Source organism: Saccharibacillus qingshengii, assembly GCF_013185195.1.
Taxonomy (GTDB): Bacteria; Bacillota; Bacilli; order Paenibacillales; family Paenibacillaceae; genus Saccharibacillus; species Saccharibacillus qingshengii.
Window position 1 is genome coordinate 67,587 of the sequence record NZ_JAAZWC010000013.1, and the last position, 17,441, is coordinate 85,027.

Consider the following 17,441-nt stretch of genomic DNA (forward strand, 5'->3'; position numbering starts at 1 on the left):
AGCGTATACATATAATAAACGTACAGTATGGTTTCTCTCCACTCCTATACTCTAAGTGTACTCGAGTAGTACACGGGCCGCTCACTGTGAGCGGCCTTTTTTTGTGCTTATAAACAGTCATTTCTTTTTCTGGATGGACAGAACGGTCTTTTTGGACAACTGTCCTTTTTTTGTCGTGAAATTTGCCGTTTAGCCGTTCGGGATGTCTTTGCGATGGGTAAAAGAAAGCAGGCAAGTATAAAATGACGGCTTTTCGGCGGATACACGGAGATTGGAACGGAAAACGCTGCTGCGGCTTGCGTTCGGAATTCACGGCTCCGATCCGGATCGCGAGTTTGCGCGAGGAGGAGAAAGACATGGCGGAAGCGAAGCCGAGGCTGCAGCCGCTGCGAATACCGGGAGGATGGAAAACCGACGTCAACATGCTGTATGAGTTGGAACCGTCCCCCGACACGATCGACTGGTTTTACGGACCTATTTTGTTCAGTGCCATACACCGCAACCTGGGACATGAAATTTATGTGCGCTGGGAGCCGGAAGGCGATCCTCTGGGGCGATTTCTGCTGCAGCGTTATCTGCTTAAATTCGATGAAAAAGGCAGCAGCGTGCTGGAAGGGTATCTGGTCGACAGCGTCTATTTCCGAGAACGTCTGCAGTTGGTCGACCGGCTGGAAATGTATATGGAACTGTCGAAATGGACTTGACGAACCGTCCCTTACGGATGAAGAGCGGGAGTTTCCGAGCAATACGGAACTCCCGTTTTTTTGTGCCCAAACCGGATAGAGGCGATTTTGACTTGAACTGAACGCATGACCGTAGGATACTGTAGGATAAGCACTTACCGAGAAGCAAACTGTAAAGGAGCCGTAAAATGACGAATTGGGCGGAAATAGCCAGAACCAAAAATGTACACGCCGTGCGTACCGCAGCCGGCGAGCTGGACGTGAACGAGAAAGACGAACGCGGCCGGACGCCGTTGATGCTGTTCATGACGTACAAGCTGCCGCCGGATGCGGTAGAGATTTTGTTGGAACGCGGAGCGGAACTCGAAATCGAAGACAAGCTTGGCGAAACGGCGCTGCTGAAAGCCATCAAATTTCATCAGTCCGGTGCAGTCAAGCTGCTCCTGAAGTACGGCGCCCGCATCGATTCGCCGCGCGGAATCCGGGCGACGCCCTGGAATGCGGCGGCTATGCGCGGAGACCGGGCTCTGGCCGATCTTTTGATGGATACCCGGGGAGCGGTAAGACTGACGCTGACTCCGGAAGAACAGCCGGTGCTGGACGAACTTGTGGCGGAAGAAGACGCAGGCCGTCTGCTGCAGGCGATCCGCCGGCTCGATTCTCCCGTGCTCCTGCATGCTTTCGTCAACCATTACAACTGGGACGACGGTCCGGAGCCTATGATTGCGGTAATGGAGAATCCGGCCTGCGCCGAAATTACGCTGCTTGATATGTACGACCTGGCCGACGGCGATTACTGGCTGGACCTGCGTCCGGAAGAGTATGCGGACCATGAACAAAAAGCTCTTTTCCGCAAGCTGGCCGAACGGCTGCGCGCACGGCTGGAAGCGTCCATGCCGGAAATGGAGCGTTGAGCAGCCGTTTCAAGCCTATTCAAAACATGCCGAAAGGGGCGGGATCATGCTAGTTACCCTAAGTCAGAAGATCGGATCGCGCACATTTTCGCTTCAATGCGAAGATGCACTGGAAGTACAAGGCAAGTTTTTGTTGGATCTGTTTCGGGATACGGAGGAAAAAGCCGGTTTTCTCGAACCCGGCATGAAGATCCAGATCGGCTGGAGCATCTTGTTCGTGCATCAGCAGGATGAATCGAACGTGCACATTCTGGCTCCGGATTACGCGTCCGATCCGTTTGCGCGGACGACCGACGATCTGTCGGCGACCCTGTCGGTGCAGCTGGCGCAAAACCAGGTGCTGAAGCTTGCGGGAGCCGAAGGGGAGACCGCCTTGTTTCAGGATACCCTGATTGCTTCGGAACGCGGGCTGGAAGCCGAACGCATCTATTTGGAGCGTACCGAGAACCGGGAAGGCGGAATCTCCGGTTGGTATCTGGGACCTGCGGAAAGCGAACCGGTCGAGCAGAGCGAATTGAGACGGTATTACATCTATCAGCTCTTCAACCGGCGTCCCGGTGCTCTAAAAGTGCTGGCGCTGCCCAAAGGATACGTCGCGGTCTTGGACGGCGAGCATTTGGAAGCGCTGCTCGACGGCGACGACCGGAAAGTCTGGCCGACCGAAAACTGAAGCCGCAGCCGTAAAAGTGCCAAGTCTATTCCCATGAAGGACAGCCAACATACCGCGGCGGATCGCAGCGGTTTTTTGGGCTGCCCGGCTCCCTTCGGAACTGCGGGAATTCCGGCGAAATCGGGTACATATAAAAAGAAAAGAAAAAATTCGGTCCCTACTGCAACTTTATCGCCTTCTTGTTCGTCTAGGAGTGGACTGCCCGCAATTTTGGCAAAATACGGGCGATGTGATAAAATGAGCTGTAGAATTTTTTTGCGGCAATCGAGGGAGGGCGCGTTTTCGATGGAAGATTCCCAGTTGATTCGGGAAATTAAAGCGGGGAATGTCGAACTTTACTCTGTTCTCATGCGGCGCTATCAGCGCAAAATCCTGGCATTTACGTACTATATGTTAAAGGGCGCGGGCCTCGGGCATCTTGCCGAAGACGTGAGTTCCGAAACTTTTTATAAAGCGTTCAAAAGTCTGCAGTCTTTCCGGGAAGTGGAAGCTTCTTTCTCGACTTGGCTGTATACCATTGCAAGAAATACCGCACTGAGCGAACTTCGCCGAAACCGCGCGATGAGCGTGCCCCTTGAAGACGGGGAACTGATTACGGATTCGTCGACGGACGCGGCGCCCGAGCAGGCTCTGCTGCGCAGCGAACAGGTGGGCATGGTGCGTACGGCAATCGACAATCTGCCGGAGAAACAGCGTGCGGCGCTTATTCTGCGCGAATATGATCAGATGGACTATCAGGAGATCGCACGTATCCTCGGACAAAGTATCAGCTCGGTGAAATCTCTGCTGTTCCGGGCGCGTCTGAGTATCAAAACCCAATTGGAACCCTATTATTGCGGCCCGGTCTACGAAGAAGAGATGTACAAGGGGATGAGACCGAATGAAGGGTAGAGAAGAAGGTGGACACCGGAGCGGTTCGCGCTGGAATCCGAATGCCCGGCGTCCGACCGATCTTCCGGAAGATTTGAAAAACAACGGGTTGCCTCCGGAAGACCGGACGGATGAAACCTTCGACTTCGACGATTTCCCCGATCTCGAAGAACTGATGCAGCAGGCGGGAACGGAACTGCCGGAAATGGATGCGGAACGGATGAACCGCAGCGTCATGGACCGGATTTACGAAGAATCTCCTTGGCTGCTGCCCGGCGAATCGAAGACCTATGCTTCGCAGCACCGGTTTCGCAGCCGTGCTGCGGTCTGGATCGCCGCCCTGCTCGCCGTTTTCCTTGTCAGTTTCGTTTATTTGGCCGGCTGGGGAATTCCGGACAAGGAGCAGAGCGCGACGCGCAATGTGCCGGCCGGCGTAATCGTTCAGCCGCTGACCGTCGATTCCGGCGTCGTCGAGACGCCGCCGGATACCCAACCGGCCGCGGACCGTGGGATCGTCGAACCGTTGGTTGCGCAGATCGGCCCGACCCATCCGCAGTATTGGATGTTCTTGTCGTTAACCGGCATGGGACTTGCCCTGCTGTCGTTGACCCGGATCGCAAGAATGCGCAGATAACTGCTTAAAAGCGATCGAGAAAGGTTGTGGAGATGCCGATGCTTATCGGATTGATCAGACATGGACTTACCGATTGGAATGCGGCGGGCCGCATCCAGGGCCGCAGCGATATCCCGCTCAATGATGAAGGACGCCGTCAGGCGGCCGTATTGGCCCGGCGTCTTGGGGAAGAAACCTATCGCTGGGATTTCGTGATTTCCAGCGGACTGCTTCGGGCACAGGAAACGGCTGAGATTATCGCCGCCCAATTGAAGCTGCCGCTGCTTGAAGCCGATTCGCGTCTCGCGGAACGCGGATTCGGCCAGGTGGAAGGGCTGACCCAGGCCGAGCGGGAAGAGCGATTCGGCGCCGAGTGGAACACCCAGGATATCGGTCAGGAGAAGCTTGAAGCTCTTGAAGAGCGGGCGTTGTCTTTTATCGCCGATCTGGAAGTGAAATATCCGGACAGCCATATCCTTGTCGTCACGCACGGCGGGCTCCTGGCCCAGCTGTATGCCGCTCTCTACAAAGGCAGACATACCGAGCGGATCGGCAACCTCTCATTGACGGTGCTGGAAAAACGGGGAGAGCAGTGGGAACCTCTCATCTATAACTGCACCAAACATCTGCTCGAAGAACCTTCGGCAGACCCAAGAACTTCTTGAGATGAAAGCCTTTCTTCGGCAGCCGCCGACGGAAGGCTTTTTTTTTGATTTAAGCATCCCGAGGTATTCTTGCTAAATAAAAATCATGATTTTTACCGTTTTCTGGTGCAAGCTCTTCCTTTCTGGTTAAAATCAAAGAAAGGAGCTCGACTCTTTTCTCTTTTTTTAAAATCGAGAAAAATTGAGGACGCTCTCAATTCTTTCACGCACGGGGTATGCGGGGGAATCCCTACTCCAGCCAGAAGTCGTCGAAGCAGAGTCGGTTGCCGGATGATACGATAACTCGGGAGGTGCGTCCTTTGGACAAGATGAAAGCCGCTTACGAAGTGATGTTGGGTCTGGCCGCCGAGATGGTATGGGATGAAGCGCTGCGCAGACGGCGCTGTGAAATGCTGCAGCAGGACATCGATGCCGCTCTCGCCAATGGGGACGAATTGGCTTTTCTGGCGCTGACCGGCGAATTGAAGCTGCTGGAAGGCCGTTCGATTTCGTCTGAATCCTCGCGCTTGCCAACTTGAAGAAGCCGCAGTTAAAATAGAAATGGGTTCATCACAGCCTGGCCGCCGACGCGGTCAGGCTTTTTGTGAAGGAACGGCTGTTGAAAAGTCGCCCGAATTTGGTGTGGGAGGAAGAAAATGACGCTTTCTTGGTTGTGGAGCCGGGCTCTGCTGACCGACCGAAGGATTCTCTGGCTGCTGTTTGTCAGCAATCTGATCGGAACGGTATACGGATATATCTGGTACGGCGGTCAATTGGCCAATGTATGGGAAACCCAGCCGGCTTGGCAAATCGTATTTGTTCCGGACAGTCCGACCGGCAGTTTGTTCTTTACGCTTGCCGTATTGGGGCTGCTGTTTCCTCCTTCTTCGCGATGGATGAAAGGGATCTTGAATCTGATCGAAGCGCTGGCGGTTGTCACTTCGGTTAAATACGGGATATGGGCGATTTCGATTATTGTCTGGGACGCGGGTCTGGGTTATCCGATCGAGCCTCTCAGTTGGATGCTGATTGCGTCTCACGGCATCATGGCGCTTGAAGCGCTGCTGTATGTCCGTTTCTTCAGTCTGGGCGTCCTGTGGCTGATTCCGGCCGCGGTTTGGACTTTTGCAAACGACACGATCGATTATACCTTCGGAATTTTTCCATACCTGTCGCCGGAACATCTGGCCCGGATCGATCAGGTCCGAAACTTTACGTTTGCGCTCACGGCGGCCAGTGTGCTGGCCGGATGGGCGGCGATTCGCGGAGCCGGCAGGAGTTGGAGAGCCGGCGAAATACAGGTTCGGCGTTCCCGGTAGCTTGGCCGCTGTCATTGTGTTGGAAATGTCTTTGCGATAACATAAGGAAGAATGCAGCGCAAGCTGGCAGGTCAGAAGAACAGCGGAAGGGGGAGAATCGGCATGGAGAAAAGTCTGGCGGAAATGCAGCGGGAAGTCGACCGTTATATTTCGCAGTTCAAAGAGGGGTATTTCAGCCCGCTGTCGATGCTCGCCCGGATGACGGAAGAAGTCGGGGAACTCGCCCGGGAAGTGAATCACAGCTTTGGCGAAAAGCCGAAAAAGAGCGGGGAAGACGACAATTCGATCGAATTGGAACTGGGCGATATTTTGTTTATTACGCTTTGCTTCGCCAATTCGCTGAATATCGATCTGACAGAGGCCCACGATCGGGTCATGCATAAATTCAATACGCGCGATAAAGACCGTTGGACACGGATCGACGCCCAGACGCGGCAGGAGGAAGAAGAACAATGAGCGAAAAAATCAGGGTAGCGGTTGCAGGGGCAGGCGGACGCATGGGACGCGAAGTGGTCAAAATGGTGCTGGAGGACGAAACGCTGGAATTGGTGGCGGCGATCGACCGTTCGGGCGCCGGGAGAGATGCGGGGGAGCTGGCGGGACTTAAGCCGTGCGGTCTGACCGCGGTCGACCATCTGGATACGGCGCTGGCATCTGCCAAACCGGACGTCCTGGTGGACTTTACCGTTCCTTCGGTCGTTTATTCCAATACGGTAACGGCGATCAAGCACGGCGTGCGTCCCGTAGTCGGGGCGACGGGCTTTACGCCCCGGCAGATCGAAGAGCTGGACGAATTGTGCCGGGAAGCGAATATCGGCGGACTGATTGCTCCGAACTTTTCGATCGGGGCGATTCTGATGATGCAGTTTGCGGCGAAAGCCGCAGAATACCTGCCGCATGTCGAGATTATCGAGACCCACGGCGATCAGAAGCTGGATGCGCCTTCGGGTACTTCGATCAAAACGGCGGAACTCATTGCGAAAGGCCGCGAAAAGTTCAAGCAGGGCAATCCGGATGAAGAAGAAATTCTGCCCGGCGCACGCGGAGGCGAATACGAAGGATTCCGGATCCACAGTGTGCGTCTGCCCGGCGTATTCGCGCAGCAGGAAGTCATTTTTGGCGGTTATGGACAGAGCCTCAAGATTCGTCACGATTCTTACGAACGCGCCGGTTACATGCCGGGCGTCAATATCGGCATCAAGAAAGTGATGGCGTATACCGGCATGGTGTACGGATTCGAACATTTGATGTAGAGCATTCTATCAACCTAGCCGGAAAGAGGGATCTCGATGAAGATCGCATTTATCGCGCACGACCGTAAAAAAGACGAGATGGTCAATTTTGTAACGGCTTACGAAAAGGCTTTTGTAGGCAGCGAGCTGTATTCGACAGGAACGACCGGCCAACGGATCATGGAAGCGACAAGTTTGCAAATCCATCGGTTTATGTCGGGCCCGCTCGGAGGTGACCAGCAGATCGGTGCGCTGGTGGCGGAGAACGAACTGGACCTGATCATTTTCCTGCGCGATCCGCTGATGGCGCAGCCGCATGAACCGGATATTACGGCGCTGCTTCGGATATGCGACGTACAGGGCATTCCGGTAGCGACGAATGTGGCAACAGCCGAGATTCTGGTCAAAGCCTTGATGCGCGGCGACTTTGGCTGGCGTGAGCTGGTACATAAGTACAAACCGGGCATTGAGAGCAATGAGTGAAAAACTGGATATTCTCGTGTTCGGTGCCCATGCCGACGATGCCGAGATCGGCATGGGCGGTACCATCGTCAAGCATACAAGAGCCGGCCGGCGCGTCGGAATCTGCGATCTGACTTTTGCCGAGATGTCTTCGAACGGCACCGTGGAACTGCGCCAGAAGGAAGCCGAGGCGGCTTCCGCCGTGCTTGGCCTCTCCATGCGCAGCAATCTCGGTCTGCCGGATCGCGGGCTGTTTCGCACGGACGAGCATATTCGCCGGATGACGGCCGAAATCCGCAGATGGTCGCCGAAGCTTGTGTTCGCTCCTTATTGGGAAGACCGGCATCCGGACCATATCGCGTGCAGCGCCCTGGTTGAAGAAGCGGTTTTTAATGCCAAGCTGCGCCGTTATATGCCCGAGATGCCTCCGACAACGGTGAACCGTCTTTATTTTTATTTTATCAACGATCCCGGACGCACCGATCTTATGGTCGACGTCACGGATTTTTATACGGAAAAAGAACAGGCGCTGCGCTGCTACGCTTCGCAGTTTACCGGCCCGGGGCAGAACGCGGATGCTGTCGATACCCCGCTGACCGCGCAGTATGTGGAACGCGTCAAAGCGCGCGATTCGCTGCTCGGCCAAAAGCGGGGCATCGGTTACGCGGAAGGGTTTGCTTCGCGTCTGCCGCATGAAATTCATTTGTTCGACTAATACCTTGTCAACGCTAAAAGTAAGGTTATGCCCCCTTCAAACGCATCTAAAGCGTGTGCATGTGAAGGGAACGTAAACCTCGGATTAAGAGTTGACAAGGTGCTGGAGAAAACAGGAAACGACCCGGAGCCCCGTATGGGCAGCCGGCAAGAAAGGAGTTCCGGGCTTAATGAAAGACACACTCAAAATCGGTATCACCTGCTATCCTTCGCTCGGCGGATCGGGAGTGGTCGCGACGGAACTGGGTAAGCTGCTGGCGGAAAAAGGACACGAAGTCCATTTTATTACGCACAGTATTCCTTTCCGGCTGGGAGCCTTTCACAAAAATATTCATTATCACGAAGTGGAAGTCAGCGACTACTATGTTTTTCGTTATCCGCCGTACGATCTGTCTTTGGCATCCAAAATGGCACAGGTGGTCAAACGGGAAAAACTCGATATTTTGCATGTCCATTATGCGGTGCCGCATGCGGTCTGCGCCTATCTCGCCAAGCAGATGGTAGGAGACGATCTCAAAATCGTGACCACGCTGCACGGGACCGATATCACGGTGCTGGGGCAGGACGTTACGCTCAAGGATCTGATCGCGCTGGCGATCAACCGCAGCGATGCGGTAACGGCAGTGTCGGCGGATCTGGTTCAGCAGACGCGCGAAGCGCTGGAGATCACGCGCGACATCGATCTGACCTATAACTTTATCGACAAAAGGGTATATTATCCGCGTGAAGTCTCCGGACTGCGCAGCGAATTTGCGACACCGGACGAGAAGATCCTGATGCATATCTCCAATTTTCGGCCGGTGAAGCGCGTGACGGACGTGATCGAAGTCTTCGACCGGGTCAACCGACAGATGCCGTCCAAACTTCTGCTCGTCGGGGAAGGACCGGACATGCCCAAAGTGCAGAGCAAGATCAGGGAGCTGGGGCTGGAAGACCGGGTACATTTTCTCGGTAAACAAGATGAGATCGCCCAGGTGATTTCGTTGGCCGATCTGCTGCTGCTGCCTTCGGAAAAAGAAAGTTTCGGCCTGGTAGCGCTTGAGGCGATGGCCTGCGGTGTGCCTACCGTCGGTTCGGAAGCCGGAGGCATACCGGAGCTGGTCGAACATGGCGTTACCGGTTATCTGGCGCCGATCGGCGACACGGCGGCGATGGCCGTTTACGCCGTGCGCCTGCTGAGCGATCCCGGAGAAAAAGCAAGAATGCGCGAGGCCTGCCTGGAGCGGGCGCATACGCGTTTTTGCGATCAGAAAATCATGCGCGAGTACGAAGAAATCTATTACCGCGTGCTGGGGCGCAAGCTGCCGGAAGCGGTCGTTCAAGGCTGCTGAACAGCTTTGAACGACCGCATACAGAAAGAGCGGAAACGGAGTTGAATCATGTGGCGCAGTGGAAGTACGCCGATCCCGAGGAAGTCCGACTGAGCGCGGAAATTCTGCGTACGCTTGAGCAGGCCGGACATACCGCCTGCTGGGTGGGCGGATGTGTCCGCGACGAACTCATCGGCCGTCCGGTCAACGATATGGATATCGCCACGTCGGCCCGTCCCGAAGAGGTGACGGAGCTCTTCGCCCGTACGGTGCCTACCGGGATCGAACATGGCACGGTAACGGTTGTGGTGGAGAAAATTCCGTTCGAAGTCACGACGTTTCGGACGGAAACGGATTACAAAGATTTTCGCCGGCCGGATGAGGTTACTTTCGTCCGTTCGCTCGACGAGGACCTGCAGCGGCGGGACTTTACCATGAATGCTATCGCCCGCAAACTCGGCGGCGAATACGTCGATCCTTACGGGGGCCGGGCCGATCTGGAGCTGGGTGTGATCCGCTGCGTGGGCGAAGCGCGCGAGCGGTTTCGCGAAGATGCGCTTCGCATGCTGCGCGGGGTACGCTTCGCCTGCGTGTTCGGTTTCGATTTTGAACCGAAGACCTGGGAAGCGCTGCTTGAACTCCGCGGCAATATGATTCATATCGCCGCGGAGCGGATTCGCGCCGAACTGGAGAAGATGATCGGCGGGCCAAATCCGGCGGAAGGACTGCGGCTGATGGCCCAGAGCGCTCTGCTGGCGGAAGCGAAGATCCTCATGAAGCCGCAGGCGCTGGAGCAGGCACGTCCCGCAAGGCTGGATGCACTGCCGCCGCAGCCGGCCGAGCTGCGCTGGGCGGCGCTGCTTCAAGGCCTCGGCGTAACCGGCGGCGAAGCGGAAAATCTGCTGAAGAGCTGGACGTTCTCCGGCGGATTCTCCAAATCGGCCGCGGCGCTGCTGCGGATCGACGAGCGAATGGAGGCGGCAGGCGGCGCAGAGACTCGGCTTGTTTTTATCCGCTGTGTCTTGGACTTCGGCCGGAAAGCGGCCGAAACCTGGCTGACCTACCGCTTCGCGCTGGCCGAAGCGGACAAGCTGCCGGCTGCGCGGTTTGAGCAGGCGGCCGAATGGCTGGCGGCGATTCCGGCCGAATCGCCGCGGGAGCTTGCGCTCGGCGGGAACGATATCGCCGGGCAGTTGAATCGTGCGCCCGGTCCCTGGCTCGGCGCACTGATCCGGCGGCTGCTGGAAGCCGCCGCTTTGGGCGAGATCGCAAACGAACGCGAAGCGCTGCTGGCCGGCATAAACCGGCTGCTCGCGGAGCCGGATACACGGGAGGGGGCGAGAAGCGAATGACAGAACCGAAACCGACGCCAAACGACAGCCGCCGATCGAACCATGGGGCCTATCCGCTTCCCGACGGAGACGGACGGGCAAGCCTGCTGGACATGTTCGACGCGGCGGGCGGAGAGTACCTCTCCGGCGAAGAAATCAGCCGGCGGCTCGGCGTCAGCCGCACGGCGGTATGGAAGCAGATCCGCCGGCTCAAAGACGCCGGTTATGTGTTCGATGCTTCACCCAAGCTTGGTTATCGCCTTGCGGCTTCCGTATCCGCCCTGGATACCCGGCGCATCGCATCGCATCTTCGGACGGTTCGTTTCGGACGGGAATTGACCGTGCTGGCGAAGACCGATTCCACGCAGACCGAAGCGGAGAAACGGGCGCGCGAAGGTGCGCCGGAAGGGACGCTTGTCGTAGCCGAAGAGCAGACTTCCGGACGGGGCAGACAAGGAAGAGTCTGGCATTCGCCGCCCGGCAAAGGCGTCTGGATGAGCACGGTACTTCGTCCCGAAGGTCCCTTGACCGCCGTGCCGCAGCTGACCCTGCTGGCGGCGGTAGCCGTCTGCCGTGCGATTCGTCAGGTGAGCGGGGTGGAAGCCGGGATCAAATGGCCGAACGACCTGCTGGCGGACGGCCGCAAGCTGTGCGGGATACTGCTGGAAGCGGTGGTGGAAGACGGCGGCGTGCGGCACTGCATTATGGGAATCGGTATCGATGCCAATCTGGAGGAGTCCGATTATCCCGAGGAACTGCGAAGCAAAGTGACCTCGCTGCGGCGCGAATCGGGTATCGAAGTCGATCGCTCGGCGCTGATTGCGGCTGTGATGAACGAATTCGAGACCCTGTATCGGCTGTATGCCGAGAGCGGATTCGAACCGGTGCGGCTGCTGTGGGAATCGCTGAGCGTTACGCTTGGCCGCGAAATCGTCGTGCGCGATGTACGCGGCGAACGCCGGGGATGGGCGCATGGACTCGGCGGGCAGGGCGAACTGATGATGCGCACGGAAGACGGGGCGGTCGTACCGGTTTATTCCGGCGATATCGAGCTCTATCCAAAAGAAAGAGAGTAACAAAGAATAAGAAAGGTGTTTTCTTTTCGGAGATTTGTTATACTGGCGGTGTGGAGGCGGTATCGGCGTTTCAAGCCGAACTGCACTGCCGCAGCCGTAAAGATCCGATTGCAAGACCCCTGTTCCGGACGGACTTTCGCCCGGACCGTATGAATTGCCCTGCAGTTCTGCTCTGAGCCGTACAAGGACCGAGACAGAAGGGAGAAGCGAATCGTCGCGCCCGTTTCTTCTTACCTTTCGGCCCTTTTGGTGACAGCAAAAGGCTTTTTGCGTTGGACAAAGCTGCAAGTCCGGTGCAAAGGCCCACACTATCCACAAAAGGAGCCTGATGAAATGACAGCAAAAAGACCGTTGAACGTAGTGAAAATTCGCAAAATGAAACAGCAGAAAGAACCTTTGACGATGATTACGGCTTACGATTATCCGTCCGCGAAACTGGCGGAAGAAGCCGGCATCGACCTGATTCTGGTAGGAGATTCCCTTGGAAACGTCGTACTCGGCTACGATTCGACGATTCCCGTAACTTTGGACGATATGGTGTATCATTCGAGAGCGACGGCGCGGGGAGCGGGCAATACGTTCATCGTCGCCGACATGCCTTTTATGACCTACCACGGAAGCATAGATGAAACGCTCAGAGGCGTGCGCCGCCTGATGCAGGAAGGACATGCGCACGCCGTCAAGATGGAAGGCGGTCTGGAGATTGCCTCCGCGGTCAAAGCGATTGTGCAGGCCGGAGTGCCGGTACTCGGGCATATCGGCCTGACGCCGCAGTCGGTCAATACGATCGGCGGCTACCGCGTGCAGGGCAAAGACGCCGAAGATGCCAAGCGCCTTATGAATGAAGCCAAAGCGCTGGAAGAAGCCGGAGCTTTCGCGGTCGTTCTGGAACTGGTTGCGGAAGAAACCGCCGCCGCCATCTCCCGCGAACTGTCGATCCCGACGATCGGCATCGGCGCCGGCCGCGGATGCGACGGCCAGGTGCTTGTGTTCCACGATGTGGTGAAGTACGCTTCGCCGTATATGGAGAAAAGATTCGTCAAAACGTTCGCCGATATCGGCTCGCAGATCCGCGGCGGGATCGAAGATTACGTAAACGAAGTGAAAAGCGGAGCTTTCCCGGCCGAAAATCACGTATTCAAAGCCGATGAAGGTGTCGGCGAGTCGCTGGATTCGCTGTACGGAGGAGGACGTTCCGAAGAAAAACCGGCTCATGCGGGAGACGGAACTTCCGATAAAAAGAAAGTGGGGGCGCAGGCATGAAGATTGCCGCCACTATCGCCGAAGCGCGTACTTTGATCGCCGCGCTGCGCGAAGAGCGCCGCGGCTCGGAGCAGGGAAACGCTGTCGGTTTCGTGCCGACGATGGGTTATCTGCACGAAGGCCATGCCAGCCTGCTGCGGCGTTCGCGCGCCGAAAGCGGCATATCCGTGCTCAGCATCTTCGTCAACCCGATCCAGTTCGGACCGGGGGAAGATCTGGACCGCTACCCGCGCAGCGAAAAAGCGGATCTGGAACTGGCCGAACGAGAAGGAGTGGATGTCGTATTCCTGCCTTCCGTGGACGAGATGTATCCGCAAGAACGCAAAACGACCGTCACCGTCACTGGAGTCACCGAGCGCCTGTGCGGCGCTTCGCGCCCGGGACATTTTGATGGAGTCGCCACCGTGGTATCGAAACTGTTCCATATCGTCAAACCCGACAAAGCTTTCTTCGGAGCCAAAGACGCCCAGCAGGTAGCGGTTCTGCAGAAAATGGTCATCGATCTGAACATGGACGTCGAAATCGTGCCTTGTCCGATCATACGCGAGGAAGACGGGCTTGCGCTCAGTTCGCGCAATGTGTATCTCAGCAGCGAGCAGCGCAGGGAAGCGCTTGTGCTGTCGCGTTCGCTGCGCGAAGCGGCCGAGCGGATCCAATCCGGCGAGAGCGTGTCGCCCCGCCGGATTGTCGAAGACGTCACCCGGGCCATTCAGGCTTCTCCGCTTGCCGTCATCGACTATGTGGAAATGCTGGCGTTCCCTGACCTTGTACCGCTGGACGAAGAACACGGATTATCTGATTTGAGGGACTCGGGAGGATCGCTTATCCTTGCGGTAGCCGTCAAATTCGGTACGACCCGACTGATCGACAATGTCATTATGAAGCTCAAGGAGGCTGCTCTGCATGTATAGAACCATGATGAAATCGAAGATTCACCGTGCGACGGTTACGGAAGCGAATCTGAACTACGTAGGAAGCATCACGATTGACGAAGATCTGATGGATGCGGCCGATCTGCTGGAGAACGAGAAAGTGCAGATCGTCGACAACAACAACGGCGAGCGGCTGGAAACGTACGTGATTCCGGGTGTCCGCGGGAGCGGAGTCATCTGCCTTAACGGCGCGGCGGCGCGGCGTGTACAGCCCGGAGATACCGTGATTATTATCTCCTATGCGTCGATGTCGAATGAAGAAGCGCTGCTGCATCAACCGACCGTCGTGTTTGTGGATGAAGGCAACCGCGCCGTCGAGACGGCCGTCAAAGAAATTCACGCCACGATTCGTTAAAAAAGCGAAAAGCGGACGCCGCTCGCATCACGATGCGCGGCGCCGCTTTTTTTCTGCGCTGCACGCGCAAAACCTTCCTTTTTTTGGGCTTCGTGCAGTGGTGAATGGTTTCCCAAACCGCCCTTTGTCTGTTATGCTGATAAGGAAATACGTATTGAAAGGATTTATCGATTCCATGAAATTTGCCGTGCTGGATTTTGAAACGACGGGCACTCAGGCATCGGATGCCATCATCCAGATCGGTCTGAGCGTCATTGACCACGATCTGCAGATCGTGGATACGTACCAGTCCCTGGTCAATCCCGGCGTTCCGCTTCCGTCGTTCATTGCCGAACTGACAGGAATTCGCGAAGAACAGCTTGGCGAAGCGCCGGTATTGGACGAAGCGATCATCGGGATGATCCCGCTGCTGGATGACGCCGTCCTGATCGGACACAATGTGGCGTTTGATTTCGGCTTTTTGCAGCGCGCACTCGACCAGACCGGATATCTGCCGTTCAGCGGCCGGATTCTGGATACGATCGATCTGCTGCGTATTTTGTATCCTTCGATTACGAGTTACCAGCTCGGCGCGGTCGCGTCGCAGTTTGGCGTTCCGCACGAGCGGCCGCACCAGGCGGACAGTGACGCGCTGGCGACGGCGCACGTTTTTTTGCACTGTCTGGAAGAAGCGAGAACGCTGCCGCTCGTGACGCTGCAGCGCATAGCCGAACTGCTCGCAGGCGACAGCGATCTGGGTTGGTTTTTCCAGACGCTGGTCGAAGAGAAAGAGCTTGAGCCTCTTCAGGAAAGCGGAGAATTCAAGTTCTACCGCCAGTTCGCGCTCAAGACGGGCGAGTGGGCCGAAGTGCCTCCCGCCCGCGAAATCCGCGACGGCAATCCGCTTGAAGAGGTGTCGTTTGAACAATTTCTGGAACAGGTGCAGAACAATCTGCGGGCCGAACTTCCCGGATACGAAGAGCGGGAATCGCAGAACATCATGTTCGGCAAAGTCCAGGAAGCGTTCGACAGCGACAAGCATCTGCTGATCGAGGCGGGAACAGGAACGGGCAAGTCGCTCGGTTATCTGATTCCCGCCATTTACGAGAGCGTCAAGAAAGATCGCAAAGTGATGGTCAGTACGCATACGATCAATCTGCAGGAACAGCTGCGCGAACGCGATGTTCCGCTGCTGAGCCGTGTCGTGCCGTTCGAATTCCGCGCCTCGGTATTCAAAGGACGCCAGCATTACCTGTGCATGCGCAAGCTGGAACAGAAAATCGACCGGCGCGAATTCACACATCCCGCGGACGATGCGCTGACGGCGGCGCAGCTTGTTGTCTGGCTGACCCGAACGCAAAGCGGCGACGACGAGGAACTGAATCTCGGGATCGGCCGCGGCCAGGATTTCTGGGATACGATTGCCAGCGAGACGGATTCGTGTCTGGGCCGCGCCTGTCCGTGGTTCCGAAGCTGCTATTATTATCGGGCGAAACATGAAGCCTCCATGGCCGATGTCGTCGTGACGAACCATTCCAAACTGTTCTCCGACGTCAAAGCCGACGATCAGCTGCTGCCCGCCTACGAGCGTCTGGTGATCGACGAAGCGCATCATCTCGAAGATGTGGCCGGCAAGCATTTGGGGCTGCATCTGAAATATTTCTCGTTTGTCCATACCCTGAACCGGCTCTACAAAGACGGCAAAAACGGCCAGCTTCCGGCCCTGCGCCAGCTGCTTGGACGAATCGGACACGAGAAGAAAAACGATTGGAACAAGGCGATCGACGATATTGTTCCGGAACTGATCGATGCCAAAGAAAACTGGGACAAACTGACGGAGCTGCTCTATACGCTGCTGCCCGATCGGGCGGATATCTCTGCACCCGAAGCCGGCCAGCATACGCTGCGGCTGACGGCGGGCGAATATCCGGCAGGTTGGGATACGCTGTCGACGCTGGAAGACCAGATCTACGTAGGTCTGGGCGAAGCGATCCGGCGCGGAGAACGAATGGCGGCTTCCGTCAAGGAAGACAGCGGCGATTACACGGCCGAAGGGCTGGCTACGGATATTTCGGGTTTGTTCAAAGATTTATCCGAAGCGAGGGAGTCGCTGCGCTTCTTTATGCGTCTCGACGACGGCAGTACCGTATACTGGCTCGAAGGCAGTTCGCAGTTCAAGAGCAAGTCGCTGCAGATGTATGCGGTACCGATCGATGTGAGCGCGCAGCTGCAGCAGCACTTTTTTGATAAAAAGAAAAGTGTCGTTCTGACTTCGGCTACGCTTGCCGTTGACAAGAAGTTCGACTACATGATCGATCAGCTGGGTCTGCGCGAAGCCTCTTCGCAAAAAAGACTGTTAACGGAAGTGCTGCCTTCGCCGTTCAATTACCGGGAGCAGGCGCTGCTGATCGTTCCGCGGGATTTCCCGAGTGTCAAAGGACAGATGGCGGATGCTTCTTTCCTGGCCGCTCTGACCGATTCGCTGGCCCGGACCGCGGAAGCGACGCAGGGACGCATGCTGGTGCTGTTCACTTCCTATCGGATGCTGCGCCAGGTATACGAGCCGCTTAAGGAGCTGCTGTCCGCGTCGGGCATTTCGCTGATCGGGCAGGGAGTGGACAGCGGAAGCCGCAGCCGTCTCACTCGGCGTTTTCAGGAGAATGCGAAGACCGTGCTGCTCGGCACCAGCAGTTTCTGGGAAGGGGTCGATATTCCCGGCGATGCGCTGACCTGCCTGGCGATCGTACGCCTTCCGTTTCAGCCGCCGAGCCATCCGCTGCTGGAAGCCAAAAGCGAGCTGCTCAAGCGGCAGAATCTCAATCCTTTTATGAAATTGTCCGTTCCGCAGGCCGTGATCCGCTTCAAACAGGGATTCGGCCGGCTGGTGCGCACACGGCGCGACCGCGGCATCGTAATCGTCTATGATACGCGCGTGATCGAATCGTATTACGGCAAGTACTTTTTATACTCGCTTCCGGGTCCGAAAATGGAGCATATGGCGCTCGAGCAGATTGTGCCGAGAGTTGCCGAGTGGCTGGAACCGGAAGGAAAGTCGGATTAACTTATTCCCCTGG

The 17,441-nt window shown here is 56.6% G+C and carries 19 protein-coding genes; all 19 read left to right on the top strand.

Annotation, left to right across the window (positions count from 1 at the left end; translation table 11 throughout):
- The first annotated feature begins 356 nt into the window (after positions 1–356).
- Positions 357–704, top strand: coding sequence for a hypothetical protein (locus tag HRQ60_RS12940; protein WP_172196245.1), 348 nt, complete (start codon positions 357–359; stop codon positions 702–704).
- Between the two features lie 167 nt (positions 705–871).
- Positions 872–1,597, top strand: a complete 726-nt coding sequence (locus HRQ60_RS12945) for a DUF4274 domain-containing protein (RefSeq protein WP_172196246.1) — start codon at positions 872–874, stop codon at positions 1,595–1,597.
- A 46-nt stretch (positions 1,598–1,643) separates the two neighbouring features.
- On the top strand, positions 1,644–2,267 hold the full coding sequence (locus HRQ60_RS12950) for an immunity protein Imm33 domain-containing protein (RefSeq protein WP_216671576.1): 624 nt from the start codon (positions 1,644–1,646) through the stop codon (positions 2,265–2,267).
- 285 nt (positions 2,268–2,552) lie between these two features.
- The gene (locus tag HRQ60_RS12955; protein ID WP_172196247.1) at positions 2,553–3,158 is read left to right on the top strand and encodes an RNA polymerase sigma factor; all 606 of its coding nucleotides are present in this window, start codon (positions 2,553–2,555) and stop codon (positions 3,156–3,158) included.
- Positions 3,148–3,771, top strand: coding sequence for a zf-HC2 domain-containing protein (locus HRQ60_RS12960; protein WP_172196248.1), 624 nt, complete (start codon positions 3,148–3,150; stop codon positions 3,769–3,771). Before HRQ60_RS12955 ends, HRQ60_RS12960 begins: the two co-directional genes overlap by 11 nt.
- 38 nt (positions 3,772–3,809) lie before the next feature.
- The gene (locus tag HRQ60_RS12965; protein WP_172196249.1) at positions 3,810–4,415 is read left to right on the top strand and encodes a histidine phosphatase family protein; all 606 of its coding nucleotides are present in this window, start codon (positions 3,810–3,812) and stop codon (positions 4,413–4,415) included.
- A gap of 299 nt (positions 4,416–4,714) precedes the next feature.
- A complete protein-coding gene (locus HRQ60_RS12970; protein WP_172196250.1) occupies positions 4,715–4,933 on the top strand; it encodes an IDEAL domain-containing protein in 219 nt (72 codons plus the stop codon).
- 117 nt (positions 4,934–5,050) lie between these two features.
- A complete protein-coding gene (locus tag HRQ60_RS12975) occupies positions 5,051–5,713 on the top strand; it encodes a DUF1405 domain-containing protein (RefSeq protein ID WP_172196251.1) in 663 nt (220 codons plus the stop codon).
- Between the two features lie 102 nt (positions 5,714–5,815).
- Positions 5,816–6,169 (top strand): nucleotide pyrophosphohydrolase, encoded by a 354-nt coding sequence (locus tag HRQ60_RS12980; RefSeq protein ID WP_172196252.1) that lies wholly within the window; start codon positions 5,816–5,818, stop codon positions 6,167–6,169.
- Positions 6,166–6,966 carry a 4-hydroxy-tetrahydrodipicolinate reductase gene (dapB, locus tag HRQ60_RS12985; RefSeq protein WP_172196253.1) on the top strand — a complete coding sequence of 267 codons (801 nt, stop codon included), beginning with the start codon at positions 6,166–6,168 and terminating at the stop codon, positions 6,964–6,966. Before HRQ60_RS12980 ends, dapB begins: the two co-directional genes overlap by 4 nt.
- A gap of 36 nt (positions 6,967–7,002) precedes the next feature.
- Entirely contained in the window at positions 7,003–7,428 is a 426-nt protein-coding gene (gene mgsA, locus HRQ60_RS12990) for a methylglyoxal synthase (RefSeq protein WP_172196254.1), read from the top strand.
- A complete protein-coding gene (bshB1, locus tag HRQ60_RS12995) occupies positions 7,421–8,122 on the top strand; it encodes a bacillithiol biosynthesis deacetylase BshB1 (RefSeq protein WP_172196255.1) in 702 nt (233 codons plus the stop codon). Before mgsA ends, bshB1 begins: the two co-directional genes overlap by 8 nt.
- Before the next feature lie 169 nt (positions 8,123–8,291).
- On the top strand, positions 8,292–9,452 hold the full coding sequence (gene bshA, locus HRQ60_RS13000; RefSeq protein ID WP_172196256.1) for an N-acetyl-alpha-D-glucosaminyl L-malate synthase BshA: 1,161 nt from the start codon (positions 8,292–8,294) through the stop codon (positions 9,450–9,452).
- A 50-nt stretch (positions 9,453–9,502) separates the two neighbouring features.
- Complete coding sequence (locus tag HRQ60_RS13005; protein ID WP_172196299.1) at positions 9,503–10,783, top strand: CCA tRNA nucleotidyltransferase; 1,281 nt, start codon at positions 9,503–9,505, stop codon at positions 10,781–10,783.
- Positions 10,784–10,875: 92 nt separating this feature from the next.
- Positions 10,876–11,838: a biotin--[acetyl-CoA-carboxylase] ligase gene (locus HRQ60_RS13010; RefSeq protein WP_246281310.1), complete on the top strand. Its 963-nt coding sequence runs from the start codon at positions 10,876–10,878 to the stop codon at positions 11,836–11,838.
- A 333-nt stretch (positions 11,839–12,171) separates the two neighbouring features.
- A complete protein-coding gene (gene panB, locus HRQ60_RS13015; protein ID WP_172196258.1) occupies positions 12,172–13,101 on the top strand; it encodes a 3-methyl-2-oxobutanoate hydroxymethyltransferase in 930 nt (309 codons plus the stop codon).
- The gene (panC, locus tag HRQ60_RS13020) at positions 13,098–14,012 is read left to right on the top strand and encodes a pantoate--beta-alanine ligase (protein ID WP_172196259.1); all 915 of its coding nucleotides are present in this window, start codon (positions 13,098–13,100) and stop codon (positions 14,010–14,012) included. Before panB ends, panC begins: the two co-directional genes overlap by 4 nt.
- Positions 14,005–14,388 carry an aspartate 1-decarboxylase gene (panD, locus tag HRQ60_RS13025; RefSeq protein ID WP_172196260.1) on the top strand — a complete coding sequence of 128 codons (384 nt, stop codon included), beginning with the start codon at positions 14,005–14,007 and terminating at the stop codon, positions 14,386–14,388. The genes panC and panD overlap by 8 nt, the downstream gene beginning before the upstream one ends.
- Positions 14,389–14,563: 175 nt before the next feature.
- A complete protein-coding gene (gene dinG, locus HRQ60_RS13030) occupies positions 14,564–17,428 on the top strand; it encodes an ATP-dependent DNA helicase DinG (RefSeq protein ID WP_172196261.1) in 2,865 nt (954 codons plus the stop codon).
- Positions 17,429–17,441: the final 13 nt, after the last annotated feature.